This is a genomic window from Siphonobacter sp. SORGH_AS_1065, from assembly GCF_030818595.1.
In the GTDB taxonomy this organism is placed as follows: Bacteria; Bacteroidota; Bacteroidia; order Cytophagales; family Spirosomataceae; genus Siphonobacter.
The window spans coordinates 996,267-1,020,004 of the sequence record NZ_JAUTAM010000004.1; the positions used below are offsets into that span (position 1 = coordinate 996,267).

Annotated in this window: 23 protein-coding genes and 4 tRNA genes; all 27 read right to left on the reverse strand. The window is 43.3% G+C overall.

Going from position 1 to position 23,738, the window contains the following annotated elements:
* Positions 1-58: 58 nt before the first annotated feature.
* The 27 genes from nusG to QE390_RS04955 all read right to left on the reverse strand — a co-directional run bounded on the left by nusG (position 59) and on the right by QE390_RS04955 (position 23,737).
* A complete protein-coding gene (gene nusG, locus QE390_RS04825; protein WP_106637228.1) occupies positions 59-616 on the reverse strand; it encodes a transcription termination/antitermination protein NusG in 558 nt (185 codons plus the stop codon).
* 91 nt (positions 617-707) lie between these two features.
* Positions 708-902 (reverse strand): preprotein translocase subunit SecE, encoded by a 195-nt coding sequence (secE, locus tag QE390_RS04830; RefSeq protein WP_094815107.1) that lies wholly within the window; start codon positions 900-902, stop codon positions 708-710.
* Between the two features lie 95 nt (positions 903-997).
* Positions 998-1,068: transfer RNA gene (locus tag QE390_RS04835), tRNA-Trp, on the reverse strand.
* A 155-nt stretch (positions 1,069-1,223) separates the two neighbouring features.
* Entirely contained in the window at positions 1,224-2,408 is a 1,185-nt protein-coding gene (gene tuf / locus QE390_RS04840) for an elongation factor Tu (protein ID WP_106637227.1), read from the reverse strand.
* Between the two features lie 165 nt (positions 2,409-2,573).
* Positions 2,574-2,645, reverse strand: a tRNA-Thr gene (locus QE390_RS04845).
* Between the two features lie 160 nt (positions 2,646-2,805).
* Positions 2,806-2,878, reverse strand: a tRNA-Gly gene (locus QE390_RS04850).
* Positions 2,879-2,940: 62 nt separating this feature from the next.
* A tRNA-Tyr gene (locus QE390_RS04855) sits at positions 2,941-3,023 on the reverse strand.
* A gap of 270 nt (positions 3,024-3,293) precedes the next feature.
* A complete protein-coding gene (locus QE390_RS04860; RefSeq protein ID WP_307141310.1) occupies positions 3,294-4,274 on the reverse strand; it encodes an outer membrane beta-barrel protein in 981 nt (326 codons plus the stop codon).
* A 54-nt stretch (positions 4,275-4,328) separates the two neighbouring features.
* A complete protein-coding gene (locus QE390_RS04865) occupies positions 4,329-5,096 on the reverse strand; it encodes a hypothetical protein (RefSeq protein WP_307141311.1) in 768 nt (255 codons plus the stop codon).
* A gap of 4 nt (positions 5,097-5,100) precedes the next feature.
* The gene (locus tag QE390_RS04870; RefSeq protein WP_307141312.1) at positions 5,101-5,667 is read right to left on the reverse strand and encodes an RNA polymerase sigma factor; all 567 of its coding nucleotides are present in this window, start codon (positions 5,665-5,667) and stop codon (positions 5,101-5,103) included.
* A 229-nt stretch (positions 5,668-5,896) separates the two neighbouring features.
* Positions 5,897-6,169 (reverse strand): hypothetical protein, encoded by a 273-nt coding sequence (locus QE390_RS04875; protein ID WP_106637224.1) that lies wholly within the window; start codon positions 6,167-6,169, stop codon positions 5,897-5,899.
* Positions 6,166-6,720 (reverse strand): DUF420 domain-containing protein, encoded by a 555-nt coding sequence (locus QE390_RS04880; protein ID WP_106637223.1) that lies wholly within the window; start codon positions 6,718-6,720, stop codon positions 6,166-6,168. Before QE390_RS04880 ends, QE390_RS04875 begins: the two co-directional genes overlap by 4 nt.
* On the reverse strand, positions 6,717-7,439 hold the full coding sequence (locus QE390_RS04885) for an SCO family protein (protein ID WP_307141313.1): 723 nt from the start codon (positions 7,437-7,439) through the stop codon (positions 6,717-6,719). Before QE390_RS04885 ends, QE390_RS04880 begins: the two co-directional genes overlap by 4 nt.
* Before the next feature lie 42 nt (positions 7,440-7,481).
* Positions 7,482-7,814 (reverse strand): cytochrome C oxidase subunit IV family protein, encoded by a 333-nt coding sequence (locus QE390_RS04890; protein ID WP_198555262.1) that lies wholly within the window; start codon positions 7,812-7,814, stop codon positions 7,482-7,484.
* 19 nt (positions 7,815-7,833) lie between these two features.
* The gene (locus QE390_RS04895) at positions 7,834-8,595 is read right to left on the reverse strand and encodes a cytochrome c oxidase subunit 3 (protein ID WP_232793732.1); all 762 of its coding nucleotides are present in this window, start codon (positions 8,593-8,595) and stop codon (positions 7,834-7,836) included.
* An 86-nt stretch (positions 8,596-8,681) separates the two neighbouring features.
* Positions 8,682-9,275 carry a cytochrome c oxidase subunit 3 gene (locus QE390_RS04900; protein WP_106637221.1) on the reverse strand — a complete coding sequence of 198 codons (594 nt, stop codon included), beginning with the start codon at positions 9,273-9,275 and terminating at the stop codon, positions 8,682-8,684.
* A 36-nt stretch (positions 9,276-9,311) separates the two neighbouring features.
* A complete protein-coding gene (gene cyoE, locus QE390_RS04905) occupies positions 9,312-10,202 on the reverse strand; it encodes a heme o synthase (RefSeq protein WP_106637220.1) in 891 nt (296 codons plus the stop codon).
* Positions 10,189-11,208 carry a heme A synthase gene (locus tag QE390_RS04910; RefSeq protein ID WP_307141314.1) on the reverse strand — a complete coding sequence of 340 codons (1,020 nt, stop codon included), beginning with the start codon at positions 11,206-11,208 and terminating at the stop codon, positions 10,189-10,191. Before QE390_RS04910 ends, cyoE begins: the two co-directional genes overlap by 14 nt.
* Before the next feature lie 172 nt (positions 11,209-11,380).
* Positions 11,381-13,273, reverse strand: coding sequence for a cbb3-type cytochrome c oxidase subunit I (locus QE390_RS04915; protein ID WP_106637218.1), 1,893 nt, complete (start codon positions 13,271-13,273; stop codon positions 11,381-11,383).
* Positions 13,274-13,300: 27 nt separating this feature from the next.
* Positions 13,301-14,416 carry a cytochrome c oxidase subunit II gene (locus QE390_RS04920; RefSeq protein WP_106637217.1) on the reverse strand — a complete coding sequence of 372 codons (1,116 nt, stop codon included), beginning with the start codon at positions 14,414-14,416 and terminating at the stop codon, positions 13,301-13,303.
* Between the two features lie 54 nt (positions 14,417-14,470).
* Complete coding sequence (locus QE390_RS04925; RefSeq protein WP_106637216.1) at positions 14,471-15,790, reverse strand: quinol:cytochrome C oxidoreductase; 1,320 nt, start codon at positions 15,788-15,790, stop codon at positions 14,471-14,473.
* 71 nt (positions 15,791-15,861) lie between these two features.
* A complete protein-coding gene (locus tag QE390_RS04930; RefSeq protein WP_106637215.1) occupies positions 15,862-16,488 on the reverse strand; it encodes a cytochrome c in 627 nt (208 codons plus the stop codon).
* A gap of 55 nt (positions 16,489-16,543) precedes the next feature.
* Positions 16,544-17,083, reverse strand: coding sequence for a DUF3341 domain-containing protein (locus QE390_RS04935; RefSeq protein ID WP_106637214.1), 540 nt, complete (start codon positions 17,081-17,083; stop codon positions 16,544-16,546).
* Positions 17,084-17,117: 34 nt separating this feature from the next.
* Positions 17,118-18,530 carry an NrfD/PsrC family molybdoenzyme membrane anchor subunit gene (gene nrfD, locus QE390_RS04940; protein ID WP_106637213.1) on the reverse strand — a complete coding sequence of 471 codons (1,413 nt, stop codon included), beginning with the start codon at positions 18,528-18,530 and terminating at the stop codon, positions 17,118-17,120.
* A 69-nt stretch (positions 18,531-18,599) separates the two neighbouring features.
* Complete coding sequence (locus QE390_RS04945; protein WP_307141315.1) at positions 18,600-21,662, reverse strand: TAT-variant-translocated molybdopterin oxidoreductase; 3,063 nt, start codon at positions 21,660-21,662, stop codon at positions 18,600-18,602.
* 59 nt (positions 21,663-21,721) lie between these two features.
* Positions 21,722-22,951, reverse strand: a complete 1,230-nt coding sequence (locus QE390_RS04950) for a cytochrome c3 family protein (protein WP_307141316.1) — start codon at positions 22,949-22,951, stop codon at positions 21,722-21,724.
* A gap of 360 nt (positions 22,952-23,311) precedes the next feature.
* Entirely contained in the window at positions 23,312-23,737 is a 426-nt protein-coding gene (locus QE390_RS04955; RefSeq protein WP_307141317.1) for a Fur family transcriptional regulator, read from the reverse strand.
* Position 23,738 lies beyond the last annotated feature (1 nt).

Sequence of the window (23,738 nt, forward strand, 5' to 3'; positions counted from 1 at the left end):
AAGCTTGAAGTGCCAGTACCGCGATGGCTCACAACATCTGCGGAAAGAATGGTTCGTATTAGCCCTCTTTTTCCACTTGAGCGTAACTCAGTTCAACTGGCGTATTTCGGCCAAAGATTTTAACAGTTACGTGAAGTTTCTTTTTGTCATCGAAGATTTCTTCGATGGTGCCGGTAAAGCCACTGAATGGTCCGTCCATTACTTTCACTGATTCTCCTTTCAGGAAAGATACCGAAGAGGTAGACGTTTCTTCAACGACTTCATCCACCTGACCCAGCATACGCTTTACTTCAGAAGCTCGCAGTGGTACAGGAATTTTGGTTTTATCTTTATCATTACTTCCGAGGAAGCCAATTACGCCTGGCATACTCGTAATCAAGTGCATCACTTCGCCGTTAGACAAGTCAGCCGAGATCATGATATAGCCGGGGAAAAATGCTTTTTCGCGAATGCGTTTCTTACCGTTACGCATTTCAACAATTTTCTCGGACGGAATCAGAATTTGCGGAATAGACTCCTGAAGCTCTTGTCTGGCTACTTCCGTTTCCAAATAAGACTTTACTTTTTTCTCTTGTCCGGAAACAGCCCGCAAAACGTACCAATTCACGTTACTCATATTCTTCTCAGTTTTCAGTTTTCAATCTTCAGTTTCCAGTGATAGCGGAATGAATGCGTCAACTGAAAACCTCAAACTGGAAACGCGTTACTTACTTGGAGAGGCTATAGAAAAGATCCAGCAAATTCTGGAAACCCGCGTCCATCAGACCTACTACAATAGCGAAGATCAGAGAGGCGATCAACACTAACCATGAGCTCGATTGCAAATCCTTGAAAGGAGGCCAGGTGATGTGTTGCGTCACTTCGTCCCAGGAAGCCTTAAATAATGACGTTACCTTTTCCATGTGTTTAGTTTAAAGCTTTCAGGTTTAAAGTTTAAAGCCTGACTATCAAGATAATGTCAGAATTCACTTTAAACTTTAAACCTGAAACTTAGTTGCACGGGCACCAGGATTCGAACCCAGACCGAAGGTTTTGGAGACCTCTGTACTACCCTTATACTATGCCCGTGTGTGCTTGTACCTTAATTTTGGGACTGCAAAAATACGTTTTTGTTTTAATTAGGTCAACTTTTGGCCGACTTTTTTTTCTGAAAACAAAAAATAATTTTTAAATAAAGAAAGCGTCCCGATTAAAGGACGCTTTCTTTTGCTGCTTATAATAAATTATAAGATTTCAGTTACCTGACCAGCACCTACAGTACGGCCACCTTCGCGGATAGCGAAACGCAGACCTTTATCCATAGCGATAGGGCTAATCAAAGTTACGTCAATCGTGATGTTATCACCAGGCATAACCATCTCTACGTTCTCAGGTAACATGATTTCTCCTGTTACGTCCGTGGTACGGAAGTAGAACTGAGGACGGTATTTGTTGAAGAATGGCGTGTGACGGCCTCCTTCTTCTTTAGAAAGGATGTAAACCTCAGCTTTGAAGTGAGCGTGAGGCTTCACTGAACCTGGTTTACAGATAACCATACCACGACGGATATCAGTTTTCTCAACACCACGTAACAGCAGACCTACGTTGTCACCAGCTTCACCACGGTCAAGGATTTTGCGGAACATTTCCACACCCGTTACCGTAGATTTCAGGTTTTCAGCACCCATACCTAAGATCTCTACAGGATCACCAGAGTTGATTACACCTGTTTCGATACGACCCGTAGCTACCGTTCCACGACCTGTGATTGAGAATACGTCCTCAACAGGCATCAAGAAAGGCTTGTCAGTCTCACGAGCAGGAGTTGGGATCCAGCTATCAACAGCAGCCATCAATTGATCGATCGTTTCAACCCACTTAGGCTCGCCATTCAGACCACCTAAAGCAGAACCCTGGATTACAGGAATGTTGTCACCATCGAATTGGTAGAAGCTCAGAAGCTCGCGGATTTCCATCTCAACAAGTTCTAACAGCTCAGGATCGTCAACCATATCCACCTTGTTCATGAATACAACAAGCTGGGGTACACCTACCTGACGAGCAAGCAGGATGTGCTCACGAGTCTGGGGCATAGGACCATCCGTAGCAGCTACTACGATGATTGCACCGTCCATCTGAGCAGCACCTGTTACCATGTTTTTCACGTAATCGGCGTGACCTGGGCAGTCTACGTGTGCATAGTGACGGTTCTCAGTTTGGTACTCAACGTGTGCCGTGTTGATCGTAATACCACGCTCACGCTCTTCAGGAGCATTATCAATTTGAGAGAAATCTCTCTTTTCTGCCAGACCTTTTTCAGAAAGAACTTTCGTGATCGCAGCAGTCAAAGTCGTTTTACCGTGGTCAACGTGTCCAATAGTACCAATGTTGACGTGTGGTTTCGAGCGGTCAAAAGTCTCCTTTGCCATTTTTTGAAAGAATTATCGGTTTCGCGATTGGTTATTGTTCTGATGAAAGTGTACTTGCGAAAAGAGTCACTTGCACCTTTCGTTACGAAAAAAGTCCCTCTCTATACGGAGAGGGATTTCGCAATATCTGATCTTTCAACCTAAAACTCGGACCGAAAGTTTCAGAGCCTTTGAGGGGATTTGAACCCCTGACCTCTTCCTTACCAAGGAAGTGCTCTACCCCTGAGCTACAAAGGCAATACTCTAAAATCTTAAATTTACAAGCTTGAGAAAGGATTTACGAGAGAACGTTACGTAAATCAATTATCGCGTAACTTGTAAATCTTATGAACGTAGTAGAAACTGTTTTATCGCTACGAAAGCGAAATAACTTTAAAATGTTACGCTCAACTTATTGAGCGGGCGACGAGGCTCGAACCCGCGACCTGCAGCTTGGAAGGCTGCCGCTCTACCAACTGAGCTACGCCCGCATTTACTAAAAATGACTATCGATTTTATAATACACTTACACAATCAATAGTCATTGAAATTGTGGGGCGAGATGGATTCGAACCACCGTAGGCTGACGCCAGCAGATTTACAGTCTGCCCCATTTGGCCACTCTGGTATCGCCCCAAATGAGATGTTACTAAGCTTGTATTAAAGAACGTTTTCTCCCCTTCCTTCGAGTAAGTTTTGTTTTACCTTCCGGTTTGGAGTTGCAAAAGTATAGCGTTCTCGAGCCCTTGTCAAGAGGTGACTCAAAAAAACTTATACTTTTTTACGGAATTCAATCTTCCATTCCTCTTAATTCTTTCATTTTCAGAGCAATCCATCAAAAAAAAATCTATAAAAAAAGGGAGCCATCTTTTTAGAATAGCTCCCTTTCTCTCGTATTTCCTTCGTTTAATTCAGACGCACGCCAAAACTGACTGCCTGTACCTGCGGTCCACGAGCTACCTGATATAACTCGTTCAGGTCATATTGGAAGAACAAATCCACCGAGTTACGGAAACCAATCTCAGCCATTAATCCGTAGCGAAAATCGTTTAGCCAGTACCCTCCATGGTTATGGTCTTTTTTGCCATTTTCTGTTTTAGTCTTGGTATAGCTGTCCAGCCGATAGCCTACATACCCTCCTGCCCCAATGTGCGATATGACTCCTTTTCGAATCGCAATGCTTGGCATAACTGGAACCGTTATATAACAAACGGTTAATTTATTTTTCCGGAGCGGTTGCCCAAACTCCCGGAATTCTACTCGTTCTTCTCCTTTGTAAGCTACCTTATCCCCATCAAACATGAAGTTATACCAGGAAAATTCCAACCCTAGCCTTACTCGTAAAGCGGCATCCTGACCTTTCACTAACGTAGGATTACGGTAAAAGCCTAAAGCAAAGTAACGAGAGCCCAGAGGTCGAAGGTCATAATCATCTGGATTCGGGTAAGCCGCCGTATTCTCTTTACTGCCGTACGCATTCAAACCGATGGAAATAACAAAATTGTCCTGATCATTTTGCCACCAGGGACGGGTCTTTTTTACGGTTCTTTTGGTGTAACGAATGGTATCACCTTTAGCGGTAATCTTATACCCGTTACGTTCAATTACTGTTTCATTCATTAAATACTGCTCCCCGTTGATTTCATCCAATACAATACGAGTCGTCCCGTTGGAATCAGCTGCGTCAATTTTAGCTCCTACATCCTTCAATAACTTATTTACATCATAATGGAGTAACTTCTTAAGTTCCTCTTTATTCTCACCGTAAATAATAATCCGGGAATTATCCCCCATCACCACTATAATGGAATCTTTTTGAACCTCTTTGGCAGAAGCGATTCCGAACGTTCCTAAAACGGCAAGCAAAGCGAATACGATGCGTTTCATGTTCTTAATTCAAAGGATTTACTTTTCAGATGTAACTGAAGGAGCAAAAGTTGCTTAGTGCTTCTTAAAAATATTATCTTCTGTCCGGGCCAGGATAGCTTTTCCATCTAATCCCACTTCTTTCCATTCGCCCTCCTGGATATGCTTCAGGCTTTTAGCTATTCTGGAGAAAAATTTCTTCTTCCTGGCAGGCTTTTCATCCTTAACATCTACCGCTGCGATTTCCGATTCAACTACTTTAACAATAAAGGTCTTGTCTTCCTCAGGCTTTTCTGGCTTAGACACTGCCACTTCTGTGGCTTTAGGTATTTCTATAGTTACTGGTGTAGGTGCCTTTACCTCGGCTTCGTTTCTGGCTACTGATTCTACCACCGGGACTGCCTCAAGAGTCATTTTATCCTGACTTGGTACCGGACGAGTGTTCTTGTTAGGCACTACCTTTACTTTAGATTCCTGTACCTGAGGCTTCTCTTGTGCCGTGCGACCTTCCTCAGTAGCTATTGCCACTTCCGTCTCAGGGGTAAAAGCTGGTTCAGGAGTAACAACTTTAAGAGCAGTAATTGCCTTAGGCTGTTGCACCGCTAACTCCTGCGAGTTAGGCTGACTCGCTTTCTGGAACCACCAACCTGCCATCATTAATAAAGCAATGGAAGCCGCAGCAGAATACTTGGCCCAAAGGGGCAAGCCTCTACGCTGGGTATAGCTGGAGTTGAGTCGGCTCTGTATCTTTTCCCACGATTGAGATTGCGGTGCCTGCTCATGGTTTTTTAGCTTTCTGGCAAACAACTCATCAATCGGATGATTTTCTTTTGGCTGTTTCATAAGCTTAATAATTTATTGACAACCGGGTATCGCTTTCAGCAATCATGCGTTGCAACAAAGCTCTGGCCCGGTGTAGTTGCGATTTAGATGTACTCTCCGTAATTCCCAAACTCTGACCGATTTCTTCATGCGTATACCCATCAATGGCATACAGGTTGAATACGGTTCGGTAACCTACCGGCAATTGTTCAACCAGCTTTAAAAGGTCCTGAGCTTCTAATGACGTTTCAGGCAATTGCGGATTAGGTTCATAGATTATATCATCATAACTCATCTGATTCCCCATCTGTTTTTTTGCTCGTAGAGCCATCAAACATTCATTTACTACAATCCGGCGAATCCAACCTTCAAAACTACCTTCTAATTTAAACTGACTAATCTTCTCAAAAACTTTGACGAAGGCTTCAATCATGCATTCCTCCGCTTCGTACTCATCTTTAAAATATCTCCGACAAACAGCATTCATCCGGCTGGAATATTTATCATATACCCTCCGTTGAGCTCTGGGGTCGCCCTTTTGACAGGCTTTTACCAGTTGTTCTTCTGTTTGAAATAAAGATAAGATTTTCACGGGACTCGGTCTAAGGCTAGTTACCTGCAAGACAGATGCACATCCATTAGAAAGGGTTGCATAATTTGTTTAACTAATTTTAAAAATATTGCTTTTCACGTTCATTATTTTTTTATCCTTTTGATTCCCAGAAACTTACTAACTCTATCTTTTGGGTTTGCTAAAAATAAAACCTCCTGACCGAAGTTCAGGAGGCTATTATCAGGCAATAAATCTAATCACAAAGTTCTTAAGACTGGGTAATACTCTTCATTCGTTCCCACAGAGCCAGTTTCTGAGCATGCTCTTTGCGGCTACCTTTGTACCACAAATAGGCAATCAGAGCTACTAACAAATAAGGCATAACCAGTAAGTATAGAATGCCGGTATTGAGTCCAGAACCATTTAAGTAATGCCCATCGCTGTAGGTACTTTCCACAGAAGCCCGGCACATGGCACATTGAGCAAAGCTCATCGTAGAACTCCAAAGGAGCAATACAAAAGCGGCAATGAGTTTTTTCATGAGTGGTAATAAGGACTAATCATTAAATAAGCAATGACACCAGTTACTGACACATATAACCATAAAGGATACGTAACCTTCACGATACGTTTATGCCGTGGGATCTGATTACTCCAGGCATAGTATACTGCCAATAAAACGAACGGCACAACTACTACCGATAGTACAATATGCGTCACTAAAATAGTATAGTAAAAGCCGCGAATAAACGCCCCTTCACCACCAAACTTCGTTGATTCGGTGGTCAGGTGATACAGTACATAACTTACCAGAAACAACGATCCCAGCACAAAAGCCGCCTGCATACTTCTACGGTGCCCGGCAATGTTTCCCTTTTTAATAAAGATGTAACCTGCCAGTAATAGAATTGAAGTGGTGGTATTAATAGCCGCGTTTAAATGGGGTAATATCTTGGTCCACTCTCCTAAATTTACTTTAGGTACACGAGGGTTCAGTAAAACGGCCACCGCAATAGGAATCGCAAAGGATAAAATGCGAATCCACATCAGATAGCTCTTCTGCTTTTCTTGGGGTATAATTAACTGACTCATTTTGATTCTCGTTTTTTGTAAATATCCTGCAATACCCGTATTTCCAGAATCAGACGATCCACTTCTTCTTTATCTTCTGCGTCGTAATAACCTCGGATCACGCCTTCCTTATCCACTAAAACCAACTTACTGTCGTGCGTGAAAGTTTCATCCGAGCCCGTTTTTGGAGCGTCATCCTGAACAGCCAGTTTGTAGCCTTTTATCGCTAGCTGGTAAATCTGGGATTTATCCCCTGTCAGAAATACCCATTTATTAGTTTCCGCATCATAACGTTTGGCGTAGGCTTTCAACACCGACGGTGTATCATGAACGGGATCAATAGAATGCGAAACAAGCAGAACTTCGGGATAATTCAGAAATACATCCTGAATCCGATTCAATTGACTCGACATTTTAGGGCAAATCGTTGGGCAACGGCTAAAGAAGAAATCTGCTACTACAATTTTTCCTTTAATCAGGTTTCTATCGACAGCTACACTATCCTGATTCCATAAATGAAAATCTGGAATGGTATGGAAAAGCGTATCCTGTTCAGGCTCCCACCATTCGCGGTCAGGACCATTTTTTACAATTGTTACCTGATTCGTCACTGAATCACGCAGGGGGAAGTAACGGGGTAAAGTATAATGATTTACGCCCCCAAAACGAATCCACAAAAAAAACAAAACCGGAATCACCAACATGAGAGTCAGGATTCCGGCTTTTTTAAAATTCCACATAACTAGCTCTCTTAATATGCACAAAAGTACATATTAATGTTATTAGTAAGTAGATATAAAACCACCTTCTAGTAAAAGAGCCAGCACTAACCATGCAATAAATACGATGGGAACCAAGATGGTCCAGAAAAGACCTTTTGTTTCCTGCGATAAGTGCATGAAGTCGCCCATGATGTAAGCCGCTTTAATAAGCGTCATACCTACGAAGATGGCTACCTTCAAAATGTGATAATGGTGAGGTAGCGAGAATGCTACCACGAATTCCAATACAGTAATGATTAATAAAATCCAAAAGGTTTTCCAGATGGCTTTGGTCTGAGGCTTAGCAACCATCTTACCGTCCTTCTCGATAAACTCGTTATATTCAGATGCCATGACGACTTATGCTTTTCAATTAAACCAGATAGAAGAATGTAAATACGAAGACCCAAACCAAGTCTACAAAGTGCCAGTAAAGACCTACTTTTTCAACCATTTCATAATGTCCACGACGCTCGTATAATCCCATACAAACGTTGAAGAAGATGATGATGTTCAGGATAACTCCCGACGTTACGTGCGTTCCGTGGAAACCTGTAATGAAGAAGAAGAAATCAGCAAATGGCTGAGGACCGTATTGGTTGACGTGTAAATTAGCTCCAAATACTTCTTTAGTTACCTGTACTCCGTTGATGATGTCGGTTACAATGGTTGGCTTGTCTGTTCCGGTAATAAAGTGACCCCACTCCCAAGCCTGAGAACCTAAGAAAGTAATACCACCTAAAATCGTCCAAAGCATCCATTTCTCTACATCTGCTTTGTCTTTGCGGTGTCCTGCTTCAACCGCCAATACCATCGTTACAGAACTGAAGATCAGAATGAACGTCATGATACCTACGAAAACCAGGGGTAACTGATAACCGTGGAAGAAGGGTACTGCCTCAAATACTTTTTCAGGAACAGGCCAGTATTCCGTAGAAAAAACGAAATCTTTTGGCTCTCCCTCGAATGCAGGGTGACTATAACGGACTAAGCCGTAAGCAATGAGTAATCCAGAGAATGTAAATGCATCCGATACAAGGAAGATCCACATCATCAATTTACCATAGCTGGCCTTCATTGGTTCAGCACCACCCAGCCATAGTTGTTTCGGTTCAGCAGCAGCGTGTGTTGCCATGTACGCTAATTCGGTTTACAGTTAATAATTTCGTTTTTTCGCTCCGTTGAGAGACGTTTGGTGAATAAATCACCGAGGCGTTTGTTCTACCGAAAATTCAAAAGGAAGACAAACAGGTATAACCACAATCCATCCAGAAAATGCCAATACATGGCAGCCATCTCGATACGGTTTCTATTTTTAGAATGAATCTTCATTTGCCAGGCCGACACAAAAGAGACGATCAAAACAATCAAGCCACTGATGACGTGCAAACCGTGAATGAAAATTAAAACATCAAAAAAAGAAACTGCTGGATTGCCGACGAGGAATAGCTTCTGGCTTACCAATTCATAAAATCCCTGAACCTGTAAGTAAAGAAAGACCAAGCCGAGTGCAAAAGTAATCGAAATCGCTGTTTTCAGAGGACCAAATTGGTCTTTTTTTGCAGCACGTACTGATAAATGCATAAAAATGCTACTAATCAGCAATACCCCTGTGCTATACCAGAAAATCATGGGGATTTCAAACTCTAACCAGTTTCCTTCTGCCCGGCGAACCAGATACGCACTCGTCCAACCAGCAAAAGACATGGTAATACTGGCTATAGCCAGCCAAAGCATAAATTTTTTCGGGTTAAACGAAAACGTAGGTTTCGCTTCTTCCGTAAAGTTTTTTACCGATGTTACTTCCGTATTCATAACTACAGTGATTACTCCTGTGGGAATTAAATGAGTTTACGCTTTATCTAATAAAAACACGATCTGTAGGATCGGCAGATAGGATATAGAAACAAAGAATAATCGACGGGCGGCGGCATCATTCACAACCCGGAATAAGTAAATGCCATGAGCCAGGAAGAGCAGACCTCCTATCGTTGCCAGGATGGCCGAGGTAATGCCTGTAATTCCCAATTCATAGGGTATCCAGCCTAAGGGTAACAGGAAAAGAGTATACCCAATAATGGCCTTCGCCGTCTTACGATCTTTACTTCCGTTGTAAGGTAATAATTGAATGCCCGCTTGCTTATAGTCGCTATCAATCATCCAGGCCAAAGCCCAAAAGTGAGGAAATTGCCAGAAAAACTGAATTGCAAATAATACGCCCGGTTCCCAGCCAAACGCATTGGTAGCTGCTACCCATCCAATCATAGGAGGAAAAGCTCCGGGAAAGGCTCCCGCAAAAACGGCAATCGCTCCCGAACGCTTAAGAGGCGTATAGACAAATCCATATAGCACTACCGAAAGCAGAGCTACAACAGCCGAGCGGAAATTGAAAAAGTGAACAAACAGAAAAAGACTGATTACCGTTAAAATCAGGCAGAACACGGTCGCTTCAGTAACCGTCAACCGATTGGATGGCAAAGGACGATTTCGCGTCCGTTTCATCATATAATCAGTATCTTTTTCGTAAATCTGATTGATTATATTGGAAGCTCCCGTAATGAGGAAACCAGCAATCGTGATGAGAATCAGATTAAACCAGTTAATCTCTTTGACTGCCAGATAATACCCAAAAGTTCCTGATAAGGCTACGTAACTACTTAAGCGGTGCTTGAGTAACTCGAAGTAAGCCTTGGCTTTTTCCTGCCAGGTAAGATCCAGTACGCTCGTTTTAATTTCGGACATTGCTCGTATGTAAGGGCGTTGCGAATGCTTCCGCGTCTACCCTATTAATTCTACCGAAAACGTTCTCGGCATTCAATAATAAAAAGGCTACAAACTGTACGCCTAACATGATAATCGACAGCGTCAAATGTACCGGCTGTAAGTACGCAGGAATGGAAAAATACGCCATGATTACGCCCGTGAGGATTTCTACCCCTACCAGAGCTAGCATCGCTTTTCCGTACGATCGCAGTACGCCATTCTGACTCGTATTCTTCATTAACGAACGAATGAACCAAATATGAAAACCAAATACGATTAGAGAAAAAGAGCGGTGTACATAAAACCAAAGTCCCGATTGGCTGGCTTGTTCAATCCACTGATCGCGGTTATCATAACCAATTCTGAATATTACTTCATCAATGGCTTCACGTACCTGCGTCCCCATCAGGATTTGAACCACTGATAAAATAATAGCCGTCGCTAATATAAAATTCAGCTTAGGCTTATGAGTTACTTTTTCAACTTCACTAACCTCAGAATAAGCTCGGGCAACAGCATAAATCAATACGAAAACTATGATGATGGCTACCAGCATGTGCAGGGTTACCATCAGAGGTTTCAGCTCAGTTGATACCACTTTTGCTCCCAACCAGCCTTGAAAACCCATTAATAGAAAAGAGAGGAAAGACAGCCCTACTATCGTCTTGTCACGTTTCCAGTATTTAAGGGAGGCAATAAAGGTAGCAAAAACAAATATTCCCGCTAATACTCCTACCAGTCGGTTTACGTATTCAGTCCATGTTTTTACTGGATTGAAAAGAACTTCACCTTTGAGTTTCGCTCCGAAAATTTCCTGATAATTGGCGGGTAATTGGGATATATCAGTGGGAGGAACCCAGCTACCAAAACAGCGTGGCCAGTCAGGACAACCCATTCCTGCACCTGTACTACGTACCACGCCTCCGGCTACAACAACCAGATAAACAACAATAATGGTAGCAATACCTAACTTTCTGTAATTCATACTGCCCTTCGTTACTTGCCTACAAAGATACTACTGAATTTTCTTCAACGATAAAAAGATTTCAATCTAATCTTTAAGTATTTGCTTAAAATTCAACCTTTCCTTTTGCCAGGCTCACAAAAAAACGGAACCCCGTAAGGTTCCGTTTTTGAAAGTTAGAATCGCTTCTGGCTTAGTGTCCACCAGACTTAGCTGAAACTTCTTTTTGATAAGGGTGTAACTCCTCAATTGTTTTCTCAAGAGCAATTTGCTCATTTTCTTCAGGCAGGTTAGACTCTGGCGTAGCAGAGAAAGGAACCGTCTGAGGAATAAAGTCTTCTACTGCTCCTGGTTTCGAGAAGTCATAAGGCCAACGGTATACCGCAGGGATAGGACCTTCCCAGTTGCCGTGACCGACTACTACTGGTGTAGTCCACTCCAGTGTAGTGGAACGCCATGGATTTTGAACCGATTTCTTACCTTTAAAAATCGAGTAGAAGAAGTTAAAGGCGAAAATACCCTGAGCTGCAAACGTTATGATCGCCGCAACGCTGATGAACTGGTTCAAGTCAGCGAAAGAGTTCGTCATATCGTACGTAGAGAATGAGTAGTAACGACGTGGGAAACCAGCGATACCAATGTAGTGCATGGGGAAGAATACACAGAATACACCAATGAATGACAGCCAGAAGTGAATATAACCTAAAGTGTTATTCATCATGCGACCGTACATTTTGGGGAACCAGTGGTAAACCCCTGCCATCAGACCGAAGAATGAAGCAGAACCCATTACCAAGTGGAAGTGAGCTACTACGAAATAGGTATCGTGTAACTGGATATCCAAAGCAGCATTACCCAGAATGATACCCGTTACCCCACCAGCGATGAACAGAGACACCAGACCGATAGAGAACAACATCGCAGGCGTAAAGACGATGTTCCCTCTCCAGAGCGTGGTAATGTAGTTAAAGCCTTTTACTGCTGAAGGTACGGCAATAATCAGCGTTAAGAACATGAACACAGAACCTAAGAAGGGGTTCATACCTGTTACGAACATGTGGTGAGCCCAAACGATGAACGCTAACAGCGTAATACCTAACATCGAGCCAATCATGGCACGGTAACCGAAAATAGGTTTACGTGCGTTGGTAGCGATAACTTCTGAAGTAATACCTAAAGCAGGTAATAATACGATGTATACCTCAGGGTGACCTAAGAACCAGAATAAGTGCTGGAATAAGATCGCAGAACCACCTTGTTGGGGAAGAGCTTCTCCACCAATGTAGATTTCAGAAATATAGAAGCTCGTTCCGAAGTTACGATCAAAGATCAGTAACAGAGCTGCTGATAACAGTACAGGGAATGAAAGAATACCTAATACGGCTGTCAGGAAAAATGACCAGATGGTCAGAGGTAATTTGCTGAATGAAAGACCACGAGTACGTAAGTTGATAATCGTCGTTACGTAGTTAAGTCCACCCATCAACTGAGAGACAATGAATAGGGCCATTGCAACCAGCCATAGCGACATACCCATTCCTGAACCATTCGATGCGGTTGGAATAGCAGATAAGGGAGGATAAATTACCCAACCGCCCGCTGCTGGACCTGTAGAAATGAACAGAGAGCTTAACATGATGATACTAGCCACTAAGAAGAACCAGTATGAAAGCATGTTTAAGAAGCCCGATGCCATATCACGAGCACCAATTTGTAGAGGAATCAAGAAGTTAGAGAACGTACCACTCAAACCGGCTGTCAATACAAAGAATACCATGATGGTACCGTGCATCGTAACCAGAGCTAGGTAGAACTCAGATTCTAATTTCCCTTCTGGATTGATCCACTCGCCTAATAGCCAGCGGAGTCCGTCCAGCTTCATGTCAGGGAAACCTAACTGAAGACGGAATAAGATAGAAAGCAAACCACCAATGAAAGCCCAGATAATACCCGTAATCAGGTATTGCTTAGCAATCATTTTATGGTCTTCAGAAAAAACGTATTTCTGAATAAAATTTTGCTCGTGATGCTCATGCTCGTGCTCGTGTGCATCATGAGCGTCGTGAGTCAGTGCAGCCGTTGCCATATCGCGTTATGATTTAAAGATACAAGATTAACGAAGTGAAGCAGTAGCAGCGGATGCTGACGCAGTGCTATCAGCGGGAGCTTCTCCTTCAGCAGGAGCTTCTTCCGATCCAGATTCTGTATACTTCATCGCTTTAGCTTTTAAACGAGCAGGTACACGATCCAAATAACTAGCATTGGTAGCCAGGAAAGATTTCTGAGTCTTCAACCAAGCCTGAAAGTCTTCTTCTTCCAATACAACTACGTTCATCTTCATAGAAAAGTGCCCCTGACCACAAATTTCAGTACAGTTCAAACGGTACTCAAATTTAGGATCATTGGTTTCAGCTTTCATTTCGTCCGTTGACTTAGTAGCCTTAAACCAGAATTTGGTAGGCATACCAGGAACGGCATCCATTTTCACGCGTAAGTGAGGTAAAAACACACTGTGCAATACATCACGAGCACGGATTTTCAAAAGAACGGGAACACCTTTAGGAATGTAAAGCGTATTGCTGATTACATCATCGAATGAGTTCTCATCCGTCATATCGATACCTACTTCATTAGTAGCGTCAATTAACTTGTAATTGTAACTACCTAACTTGTTGTTATCGACACCGGGATAACGAGCAATCCAGTTAAACTGTTTACCCGTCACTTCAATTACATAAGCATCTGCGGGTGCTTCGCTAGTGATATCACGCCATACTCTCCACCCCATGAACACCATGATTGCCATTACAATAGCAGGAACTACGGTCCAAGCTAATTCAAGGCGGTGGTTAACAGGATAAAACGTAGCTCTACGTTTCGGATCGTATTGATACTTGAACGCAAATACGAATAATAAAATACTAGTCAGGAAGAAGGCAGTTGTAACAATTGCCATAAACCACCAGAACATCGTATCGGTATGCACGCCGTGCTCCGAAGAAGGAGAAGGCAGGAATTTAGGAGCCGCCTCAACGAAAGACCAAACTCCGGCAGCACTTCCAAGCAGGAATACAATTGGCAATAATGCCGCATTGATTTTGTTTGCCATACCAGGGGTATTCGCATCCTGAGCAGAAGCGAATCCTTTGGTAAACACGGACATTCTATTCAGTACTACCAGAGTTAGTACCAAAAGAACCGCCGCTAGCAAACCAACGATATAAACCATGACAATCTTTGTTTTTAATACTTTCTATTTCAAAACAGCTCTACGAATACTAGACTAAATATCGTGATGAACAGCTTCTTCTAACATCGGGTGGTTTTTAGCCACTAACGAAAGCTTCGTTAATTGGTTGTTGATCACAAAACCAAAAGCAGAAGCAAAGAAAAGAGTCGTTCCCCATTCGATCAAACCAATTCCACCGTGTTCACCCATAATACCTGGCATCATCATCTGATAGAAATCAAAATAGTGAGCCACCAGGATTGCACAAGCTCCAACTTTCAGGAAGGTAAAGTTACGTTTAGCATCACGAGTCATGAACCATAAGAATGGAGCCAAGAAGCCCATAATTAAGTTAATGAAGAAAGGAGCTTTGTAGATTCCACCGTATCCGCTAAAACGCTCACGGAAATAGATCGTTTCTTCAGGCATGTTTGCATAGTAGATCAATAGGAATTGAGCGAACCATACATAAGTCCAGAAGATAGAGAAGGCAAACATAAATTTACCTAAATCGTGTAAGTGGTTCTCATTTACACTACGCAGGTAACCTTTTTCTTTCAGGAAAATAACTGTCAGAGTAATAACAGCATAGCCTGATACGTGCCATGAAGCAAAGTGATACCAACCAAACATCGTTGAGAACCAGTGCGTATCAATCGACATAGCCCAGTCCCAAGCACAGGTAGAAGAAGTAACGGCAAATACTAAAACGAAAGCCCGTGAAAGGTTTTTCATTTTGTACCACCACTCGGTTCCACCGATCTCATCTTCCTGCTTCGAAAGGTTCCGCAGGAATACCCAAAGGCCATACCATAAACCAATGTAAAGTACCGTTCTAATAACAAAGAACGCGTTATTCAAATACCAGCTCTTGCCAGCAATGATTTTATCGTAATGATCGCTTTCAGGATCCATTACTCCTTCATGACGCCAGTGGAACAATTCCTGTCCAAAAGCAAAATAAAGAATTAACAGTACTGCTCCTGAAAAAGGTAAGAATGCTGGGAAAGCTTCAGGGATACGTTTGATGATCGAAGACCATCCCGCCCACGAAAGGTACTGAATCGCAATGAAGAACATTCCGATTACTGAAATACCTGTGAAAAACTCAGCGTTCATCCAAAGGTTAGCTACTACACGTTTCGCCCAAACGGGTAATCCATGATGAGCTTCATGACCATGAGCGGCGTGTTCTGCGTGCTCGTGGGCATGTTCGATTCCGATTCCAAGACCTTTCGATACTAAAAACGCACCAATCAAAAGAGTAGCCAGACCTGCCAGCATACCGATAATCAGCTTCCGTTTCGAGGAGGAGGTAAAGTCATACCATTCTTCCATCTCCGCTGGATCAAAATGGTGATTGTGCTCTGCCATTATACTTACGTTATTCGTTATCAGTTATTCGCCAATCGTTAACACAATTAACAACTAACTCTCTTGATTGATTAGGGTTCTTGCTGAAGTTTGTGAACATATTGAACGATCTTCCAGCGATCTTCAGGAGAAACCTGAGAACCGTGAGGCCACATCCGTCCTTTTCCGTAGGTAATTACGTGGTAGATATGTCCATCATTCAAATCTTTCAATGCATCACTAGAGTAAACCGGTACCCCACCATACTTCTTACCTACAGGGCCATCTCCTTTACCGCTTCCGCCGTGGCAATGCAGGCAGTAACGACCGTAAAGTAACTCACCCTGTTTGGTCACTTTCTCATCAGTTGGGAAAGGATTAGTTAGTGCAGTTTCAGCGACAGCCAAGTCATTAGGACCAATGTTACGGGCAATCATGTCCATTTTTTCCAATTTGGAAATAACTGAATCTCCATCTGTACTAGCAAAGTACTGACGAGGAATCGTGCCTTTTACCGGAACACGCATGTTCAAATTTCCTTTACCCGTTGCACTATTAATAGGGTTAGCGTCAATTTGAGACAGGGGCTCGTATCCTACTGGATAGTACATGTTAGGAGCAAACTCCCATGCCTGATGCTGAGGATCACGTTTCAGGGACGCTAGCCCAACCACCACGAGGGAGGCTGCAATCCACACAAACGGTAGGTATTTTTTCATTGTACAATCAGTTGATAATTACTGATAGAAACACAGAGGTAGTTCTATCGGATTTTTAAGCTTCTTCTTCAATTACTTCTTTCACATTCACCTCAATTGCTCCTGTATCACGAAGAGCTTTCTCGATTTCTGCTTCTGATTTTTGGTTAGAAGCGGTGTCAATAGCCATTACGAATTTATCGTCCGTACTACGCAGATCGAAAATAACCGCTTTGTTACCCCACCATAAACCATTTGTAATAAAGAAGCTAAATACCATTCCGAATGCAGTAAACAATACTGTAAACTCAAACATCGGAGGAATGAAATCAGGGAAGGCATAAAAGTCCTTACCACCAATATTCATAGGCCAGTCAATTGCCATGGTGTATAATGTGAATACAAACATGGTTAGCAAACCTAAGCAGCCGAACATAAAAGCGGCCATAGGAATACGAGTACGGGGATGCCCAATGGCTTTATCTAAACCGTGAACGGGGAAGGGCGTGTATACATCGTGGATTTTGATGCCGCTGGAACGAACTGCTTTTACAGCAGCCATTACTTCATCATCATCGTCGTACACCCCTACTAAAAATCTTTTGTTAGTATCCATAATACGGATTGTATGCTTTATCCTATTAATGAGGTTATTCGGTCACGTGTTCGCCTGGTTTCTTCGTGTTTGGTTTCACTTTGTAAGGGAAACGTTCCGAAGAACTCTTCATTACTCCTTTTACTTCCGCCATGTTAATTACGGGTAAGTACTTAGCGAAAAGCAGGAACAGGAAGAAGAATAAACCGAATGTGAATACGTAGTCACCAATATCGATGATTGTTGGAGAGAACATAGCCCAGCTTGAAGGCAGGTAATCACGGTGCAGAGAGGTTACGATAATTACGAAACGCTCAAACCACATACCGATGTTTACTACTACAGACAGAGCAAAAGTCCAGGTAATACTACGACGGATGCTACGAACCCAGAAGAACTGAGGAGTGATTACGTTACAGCTCATCATCGCCCAATATGCCCACCAGTAAGGACCGAAGGCACGGTTAATGAAGGCATAACTTTCGTATTCTACGCCCGAGTAAGCGGCAATGAAGAACTCAGTAATATAAGCGATACCTACAATCGATCCCGTTACGGTGATGATTTTGTTCATCGTTTCGATGTGCTCGATCGTGATGTAATCCTGTAACTTAAAGGTCCAGCGAATAATCAACAGCAGGTTGTTTACCATGGCGAAGCCAGAGAAAATTGCCCCTGCAACGAAGTAAGGAGGGAAGATCGTGGTGTGCCAGCCTGGAATAACAGACGTAGCAAAGTCAAACGATACAATCGTGTGTACAGAAAGTACCAGAGGAGTAGAAATACCAGCCAAGATCAGCGATACGTATTCGTAACGGAACCAGGTCTTAGTATTACCGTTCCAACCCATGGAGAGTAATCCGTAGATGTATTTGGATACTTTGTTTTTCGCACGGTCGCGAATCGTAGCAAGGTCAGGAATCAGACCTACGTACCAGAACAAACAAGATACTGAGAAGTACGTTGAGATAGCGAATACGTCCCATACCAGCGGAGAGTTAAAGTTAACCCAGATTGAACCGTAGGTATTAGGGAAAGGGATACACCAGTAAGCTAACCACGCACGACCTGCGTGCATTAAGATAAAGCTAGCTGCACAGATAACCGCGAAAATTGTCATTGCTTCCGCAGCACGGTTAACTGAAGTCCGCCACTTCTGACGGAATAAAAGTAAGATTGCTGAAATCAGCGTTCCGGCGTGACCGATACCTACCCACCATACGAAGTTGGTAATATCCCAGGCCCAACCTACCGTTTTATTTAATCCCCAGTTTCCTAAACCGTCCCACCAGGTCCAGAATACTGAAGCAGTTCCCAGAAGCAGTACGATAGTAGAAATGCCGAAAACGATTTTCCACGAAGCAGTAGGCTTGCCTTCTACCTGCCGACATACGTCCTCGGTAATATCGTGGTAGGATTTCCCACCAGTCACCAAAGGAGGCCTTACAACAGCACTAACGTGTGACATATTTCTAAATTTTCAGAGTTTCGAATGAATACTGAGTCCAGAACAAGTCTGAACTCAGTGTTTACTTACTTATACGTGTGACTTAGGATGCTTATGTTCGTTCTCTTTATGCTTTTCCTCTTTATGAGGAGCTTGCGAGTCCGCTTCATCCTTATTCCGAATCTTCGTCAGGTAGCTGATCTGTGGCAACACGTTAATCTCTTCAAGCATGTGGAAGGCACGACCTTGTTGTTCCACTGCCAGAATTTGTGAGATTTCGCTTTCTGGGTTGTTCATATCACCGAAGATAATCGCACCCGTAGAGCAGGATTGCGAACAAGCTACCTGTACTTCGTTAGCATAAGGTCTGCGACGTTCTTTTTTCGCAGCCAGTTTTGTCGCCTGAATACGTTGAACGCAGAATGAACATTTCTCCATTACCCCACGGCTACGTACAGTAACTTCAGGGTTGATGACCATTTTACCCAGATCATTGTTGTAGTGATAAGGGAAGCGATCTTCATCAAAATATTTGAACCAGTTAAAACGACGTACCTTGTAAGGACAGTTGTTCGCACAGTAACGAGTACCAATACAACGGTTATACGTCATCTGGTTAAGACCTTCATTACTATGCGTCGTTGCCAATACTGGACATACCGTTTCGCAGGGAGCATTCGAGCAGTGCTGGCAAAGCATAGGCTGGAATACTACCTCTGGGTTATCAGAAGCAATTTCAAGCGTTTCTAATTCCTGGAATACACTTTCTCCTTCTTTAGGCTGCACTGAAGAATAGTAACGGTCAATGCGAATCCAGTGCATTTCACGACGCATCACTACTTCTTTACGTCCTACTACAGGAACGTTGTTCTCAGCCTGGCAGCTCACTACGCAAGAACCACAACCTGTACAAAGGTTCAGGTCAATGACCATTCCCCAGCTGTGATTTTTCTTTTCGTGACCATTCCAGAGCGTGATGTCCGTAGCATCTTTTGCTCCTTCAGAAGTCTGAATTTTAGGAATAAAGCGGCCAGCCTGTACGTTTTCCTGGTATTTCGCCAGAATCGTTTCTTGTAACACAGACTCACGAGCCATTACGGTGTTGTGAGTTTGAGTCTGACCGATACCCCACTTATATTGGCTGCCGGTTGGCGTTACCTTAATTTCAGCACCAACTGATTTAATCCAGGGGAATACATTCTTACCTACGCCATCTGCTGCTTTACCTGCTTTCGAACGACCGTAACCGATAGCAACCGATACGGTGTCGTTAGTTTGGCCAGGTTGAATCAGAACGGGAAGTTCAATAGCTTCTTTACCAGCGATTTCCAGTTTCACCATATCATTCTGGTGAACGCCCAATTTCTTCGCAGTAGCCTGAGAAATAGCTGCGTAGTTGTCCCACGTAGCTTTTGAAATCGGATCTGGGAATTCTTGTAACCAAGGGTTATTAGCCTGAGAACCAGTACCCATACCTACTTTTTCGTAAGGTACGAATTCAAGTACGGTAGACGAAGCTTTATAGGTACCACTGATTTTACCTAAAGCTGTAATCAGATCGCCCGTTACTGCGGGAGCAGCTCCTACTGTACCTTTAGCAGGCTCAAATACGCCCTCGTAAACAGCTTTGTTCCAGGCTTCTTTGCTAGCTGTTTTCAGGATATTCGTGGCCCAGTTCTGAGTCAGGAATTCGTAGTAATCAGCATTTTGTCCAGCCCACGTTAATAAGCTTGACTGAGCCTGACGCGTATTGAAAATCGTTGATATCGTAGGCTGTACAATAGAATAGAACCCTGGTTTAGGTTCTGCATCACCCCATGATTCTAAGTAGTGAGAATCGGGAGCAATGAATTGACACAGAGAAGCCGTTTCATCCGCACGATCAGAGAACGACACGCTTAGTTTCGTACGAGCAAGGGCGTCAGCGATTTCTTTACCACGAGGACTATCGTAAACAGGATTAGCTCCGTAGAACAGAACCGCGTCAACACGACCACCTTTCAGATCATTTACAAATCCGTCAAAAGCCGCGTCATTACCTTGTTTGTAGTTACTTGTACCAGCAATCGTTGTACCGTAGTTACCTAAGATACGGTTGATTTCTGCTACAACTACCTGTACGTTAGGATCATTCGAACCAGAAACTACCAGTGTAGTTCCGGGAGCAGCTGCTTTCAGATCACGTGCTGCTTTTTCAAGGAATTCAACTTTAACGTCAGCCGTACTTGAAGAACCACCCACCAGGCGAAGTAACGTAGAAGCTACTAAGCCGGACTGAGAAGGCTTCAAACGACCCCGGTAATCCGCATTAGCACCCGTCAATGTCATCAGCGTGCTGAAGTCATAGTGACGAGACATTTGCTTATTACCACCTTTCGCCGAAGATAACTTACGACCAGCAGCCCACTGCTTCGAGAATTCGTCAGGAGCAATCCAGGTACCTAAGAAATCGGCATCAAGGCTTACAATAACTTTAGCTTTACTGAAATCAAATGCAGGTAGTTGTCCACCATGTACTTGGGTTAAGCCGTAAGCAGAACTGGCGTCGTAAGCTACATGAACCGTAGAAGGGTATTTCGCTTTGAATGCTTCGATAACCGCTTTCGTCGTAGGACTCAAAATCGTACCAGAGACGATGCGAATATTCTGAGCAGAAGCTAATCCAGCGGCTACTTCTTTATCCAAAGCAGTCCACTCAATTTTCTTGCCCCCTTTTTGAGGATCACGCAGTTTTTCGTTGTCGTATAAGCTCAGCACTGAAGCATGTACGCGAGTACCTACGCCACCCTGAGAAATACTTGACTGAGGGTTACCCTCAATTTTAATAGGCCGACCTTCGCGGGTTTTCACCAAAATGGAGCAGTACTCACCCCCATCAGTAAAAGTTGATGCGTACCAGTTAGCAATCCCTGGTTCAACATCAACGGGTTTGTTTAAGTAAGGAATAACTTTCCGTACAGGAGCTTCGCAGGCAGCTAAAGAAACAGCTGCTACACCAAAGCCCAGCATTTTAAGGAAGTCACGACGGTAGGTTCCACCTCCGTCGGTAATATCAGATGAATCGGCAAATTCGCGATGAGCATTCTTTACGAACTCAGGATCGTTTCGTAACTCCTCTATTCCTCGCCAGTATCGCTTCGTAGTATTTTCCATTCTATTAGAAAAACTCGTGTTGGGGAAAGGCGGCTCTTTATCAGAGCCGCCCTATTATATTAATAGTGACACTTAGAGCATTCCAGCCCACCGATGTCAGCCACTTTCATGTCTTTAACACCGTCTTTTTTGTGAATCTCAACCAGTTTGTCATAGTAATGGTTGTCTTTAGAATTCACGCTAGTTTTACGGTGGCAATCAATACACCAGCCCATGGTCAGTGTAGAGCGTTGTTCGATTACTTCCATTTTCTCTACTTCACCGTGGCATTGCTGACATTGCAGACCGCCTACGTTTACGTGCTGAGAGTGATTGAAGTAAGCCAGATCAGGTAAGTTGTGAACGCGAATCCACTCGATAGGCTGATCTTTCTCGATAGCTCTGTAAATTTTCTGAATTTCAGGGGAAGATCCTTTGATTGCATTATGGCAGTTCATACAGATGTTAGGCGAAGGAATATTCGCTTGCTTGCCTTTGTTAACACCCGTATGGCAATAGTTACAGTCAATTTTGTATTCACCTGCGTGCAGCTTGTGTGAGAACGCGATGGGTTGCTTAGGAGCAAAACCCTGGTGGATACCAATTCCGTACATACCATCTACAGTAGCTTTACCCGCCAACAGGACGAATAATAATAAAGCACCTGTACGGAACGCAGGACTGCTACCTAGTTTGCCAGTACTTTCTTTCAAACGAGCAAAGAAGGGAATCTTCTGAGCTTCGGGGGAAGAGGGATCAACTGTCGCTAAACGATTCAGAACCGTCAGGATGCCAAACAGAGCAACCAGCATCAGAATCATTACTACCAGCAGAGCTACTAAAACAATACCGAAGAAACCAGATGATTGTTCACCGTCGCCTTGAGCAGCACCGCCGCCGCTACCCGTCACTGCTGGACCTCCTGGCGTAGCAACTGGAGCGGAATTCTTTTCTTTAACGTAAGCTAAAATGCTTTTGATGTCGTCGTCGGAAAGGCTTCCGAAGGCGGTCATCATAATAGGCTTATACTGATCGTACAGTTTAGTAGCTGCTTCGTCACCGCTAGCTACCATGCCGGCTGGGTTTTTAATCCATTTGATTAACCAGGCTTCGTCATGACGCTTGTCAACGTCTTTTAAACCGGGGCCGATCAGCTTTTGCTCTCCTACATTGTGACAGGAAGCACAGTTGTTGGTGAAGAGCTGTTCGCCTTTTGCGGGATCCTGTGCAAAGCCGGACGTGCTACTCCACAACGTCAGAACGATAGCCGTTGCGGTCCCGAAGAAGTAGCTAAGTGCTCGTTTGATCATAATAATACTTTTCAACTTTTATTTTCAGTACGGGATGCCCGTATAGACCCATTCCGGGCTCACAAAACTACAATCGGATCGTTGTTCTTCAAACTCAGGATTTTTCCGAAATGCCAAAACTAGATGAAAAATATCTATTTAAATTTATTCTAAATAAGTACGCAAACTTTTGTTAACCTGATCAGCGATTTAGAAGTCCCTTCTCCTATTAATTCAATCTTCTTTTTACTGAAAAATGATTAATGTTCTAATAATCAATAACTTCTGTTAAATATTCAAAGTATTACACAATAAAATCTACAAATAAAACAAAAACTCCCACCCTTATGGGTAGGAGCTTTTCTGATTAGTATTCAATTATCAGGACTTACAATCGGGGCAGATCCCCTGCACAAGAAGATTGATCTCCTGTCGTTTGTATCCTTCAGGTAAAGCAAGGCTGGGTATCTTTACGTGATCCAGACAAGTAGTCTGCCCACAAGACAGGCACTTAAAATGCACATGATCGTGATGATGGGTATGATCTTCCGACTGACAGGCATCTTTGCACATGGCGTACTTCACGGTTCCTTCATCATCCAGAACTTTATGAATAATACCTTTATCCAGAAAGGTTTTTAGGGTTCGATAAATCGTTACCCGATCGAAACGCTCCTGTAGCTCACTTTCCAGCCCCCCGTGCGAGAGGGCAAAGCTTTTATTATAAAATAAGTCAAGCACTTCTTCCCGGGCTTCGGTATGCCGCAGATTATGTTGCTTTAACGTAGCAGGCACGAGCTTGTTCATG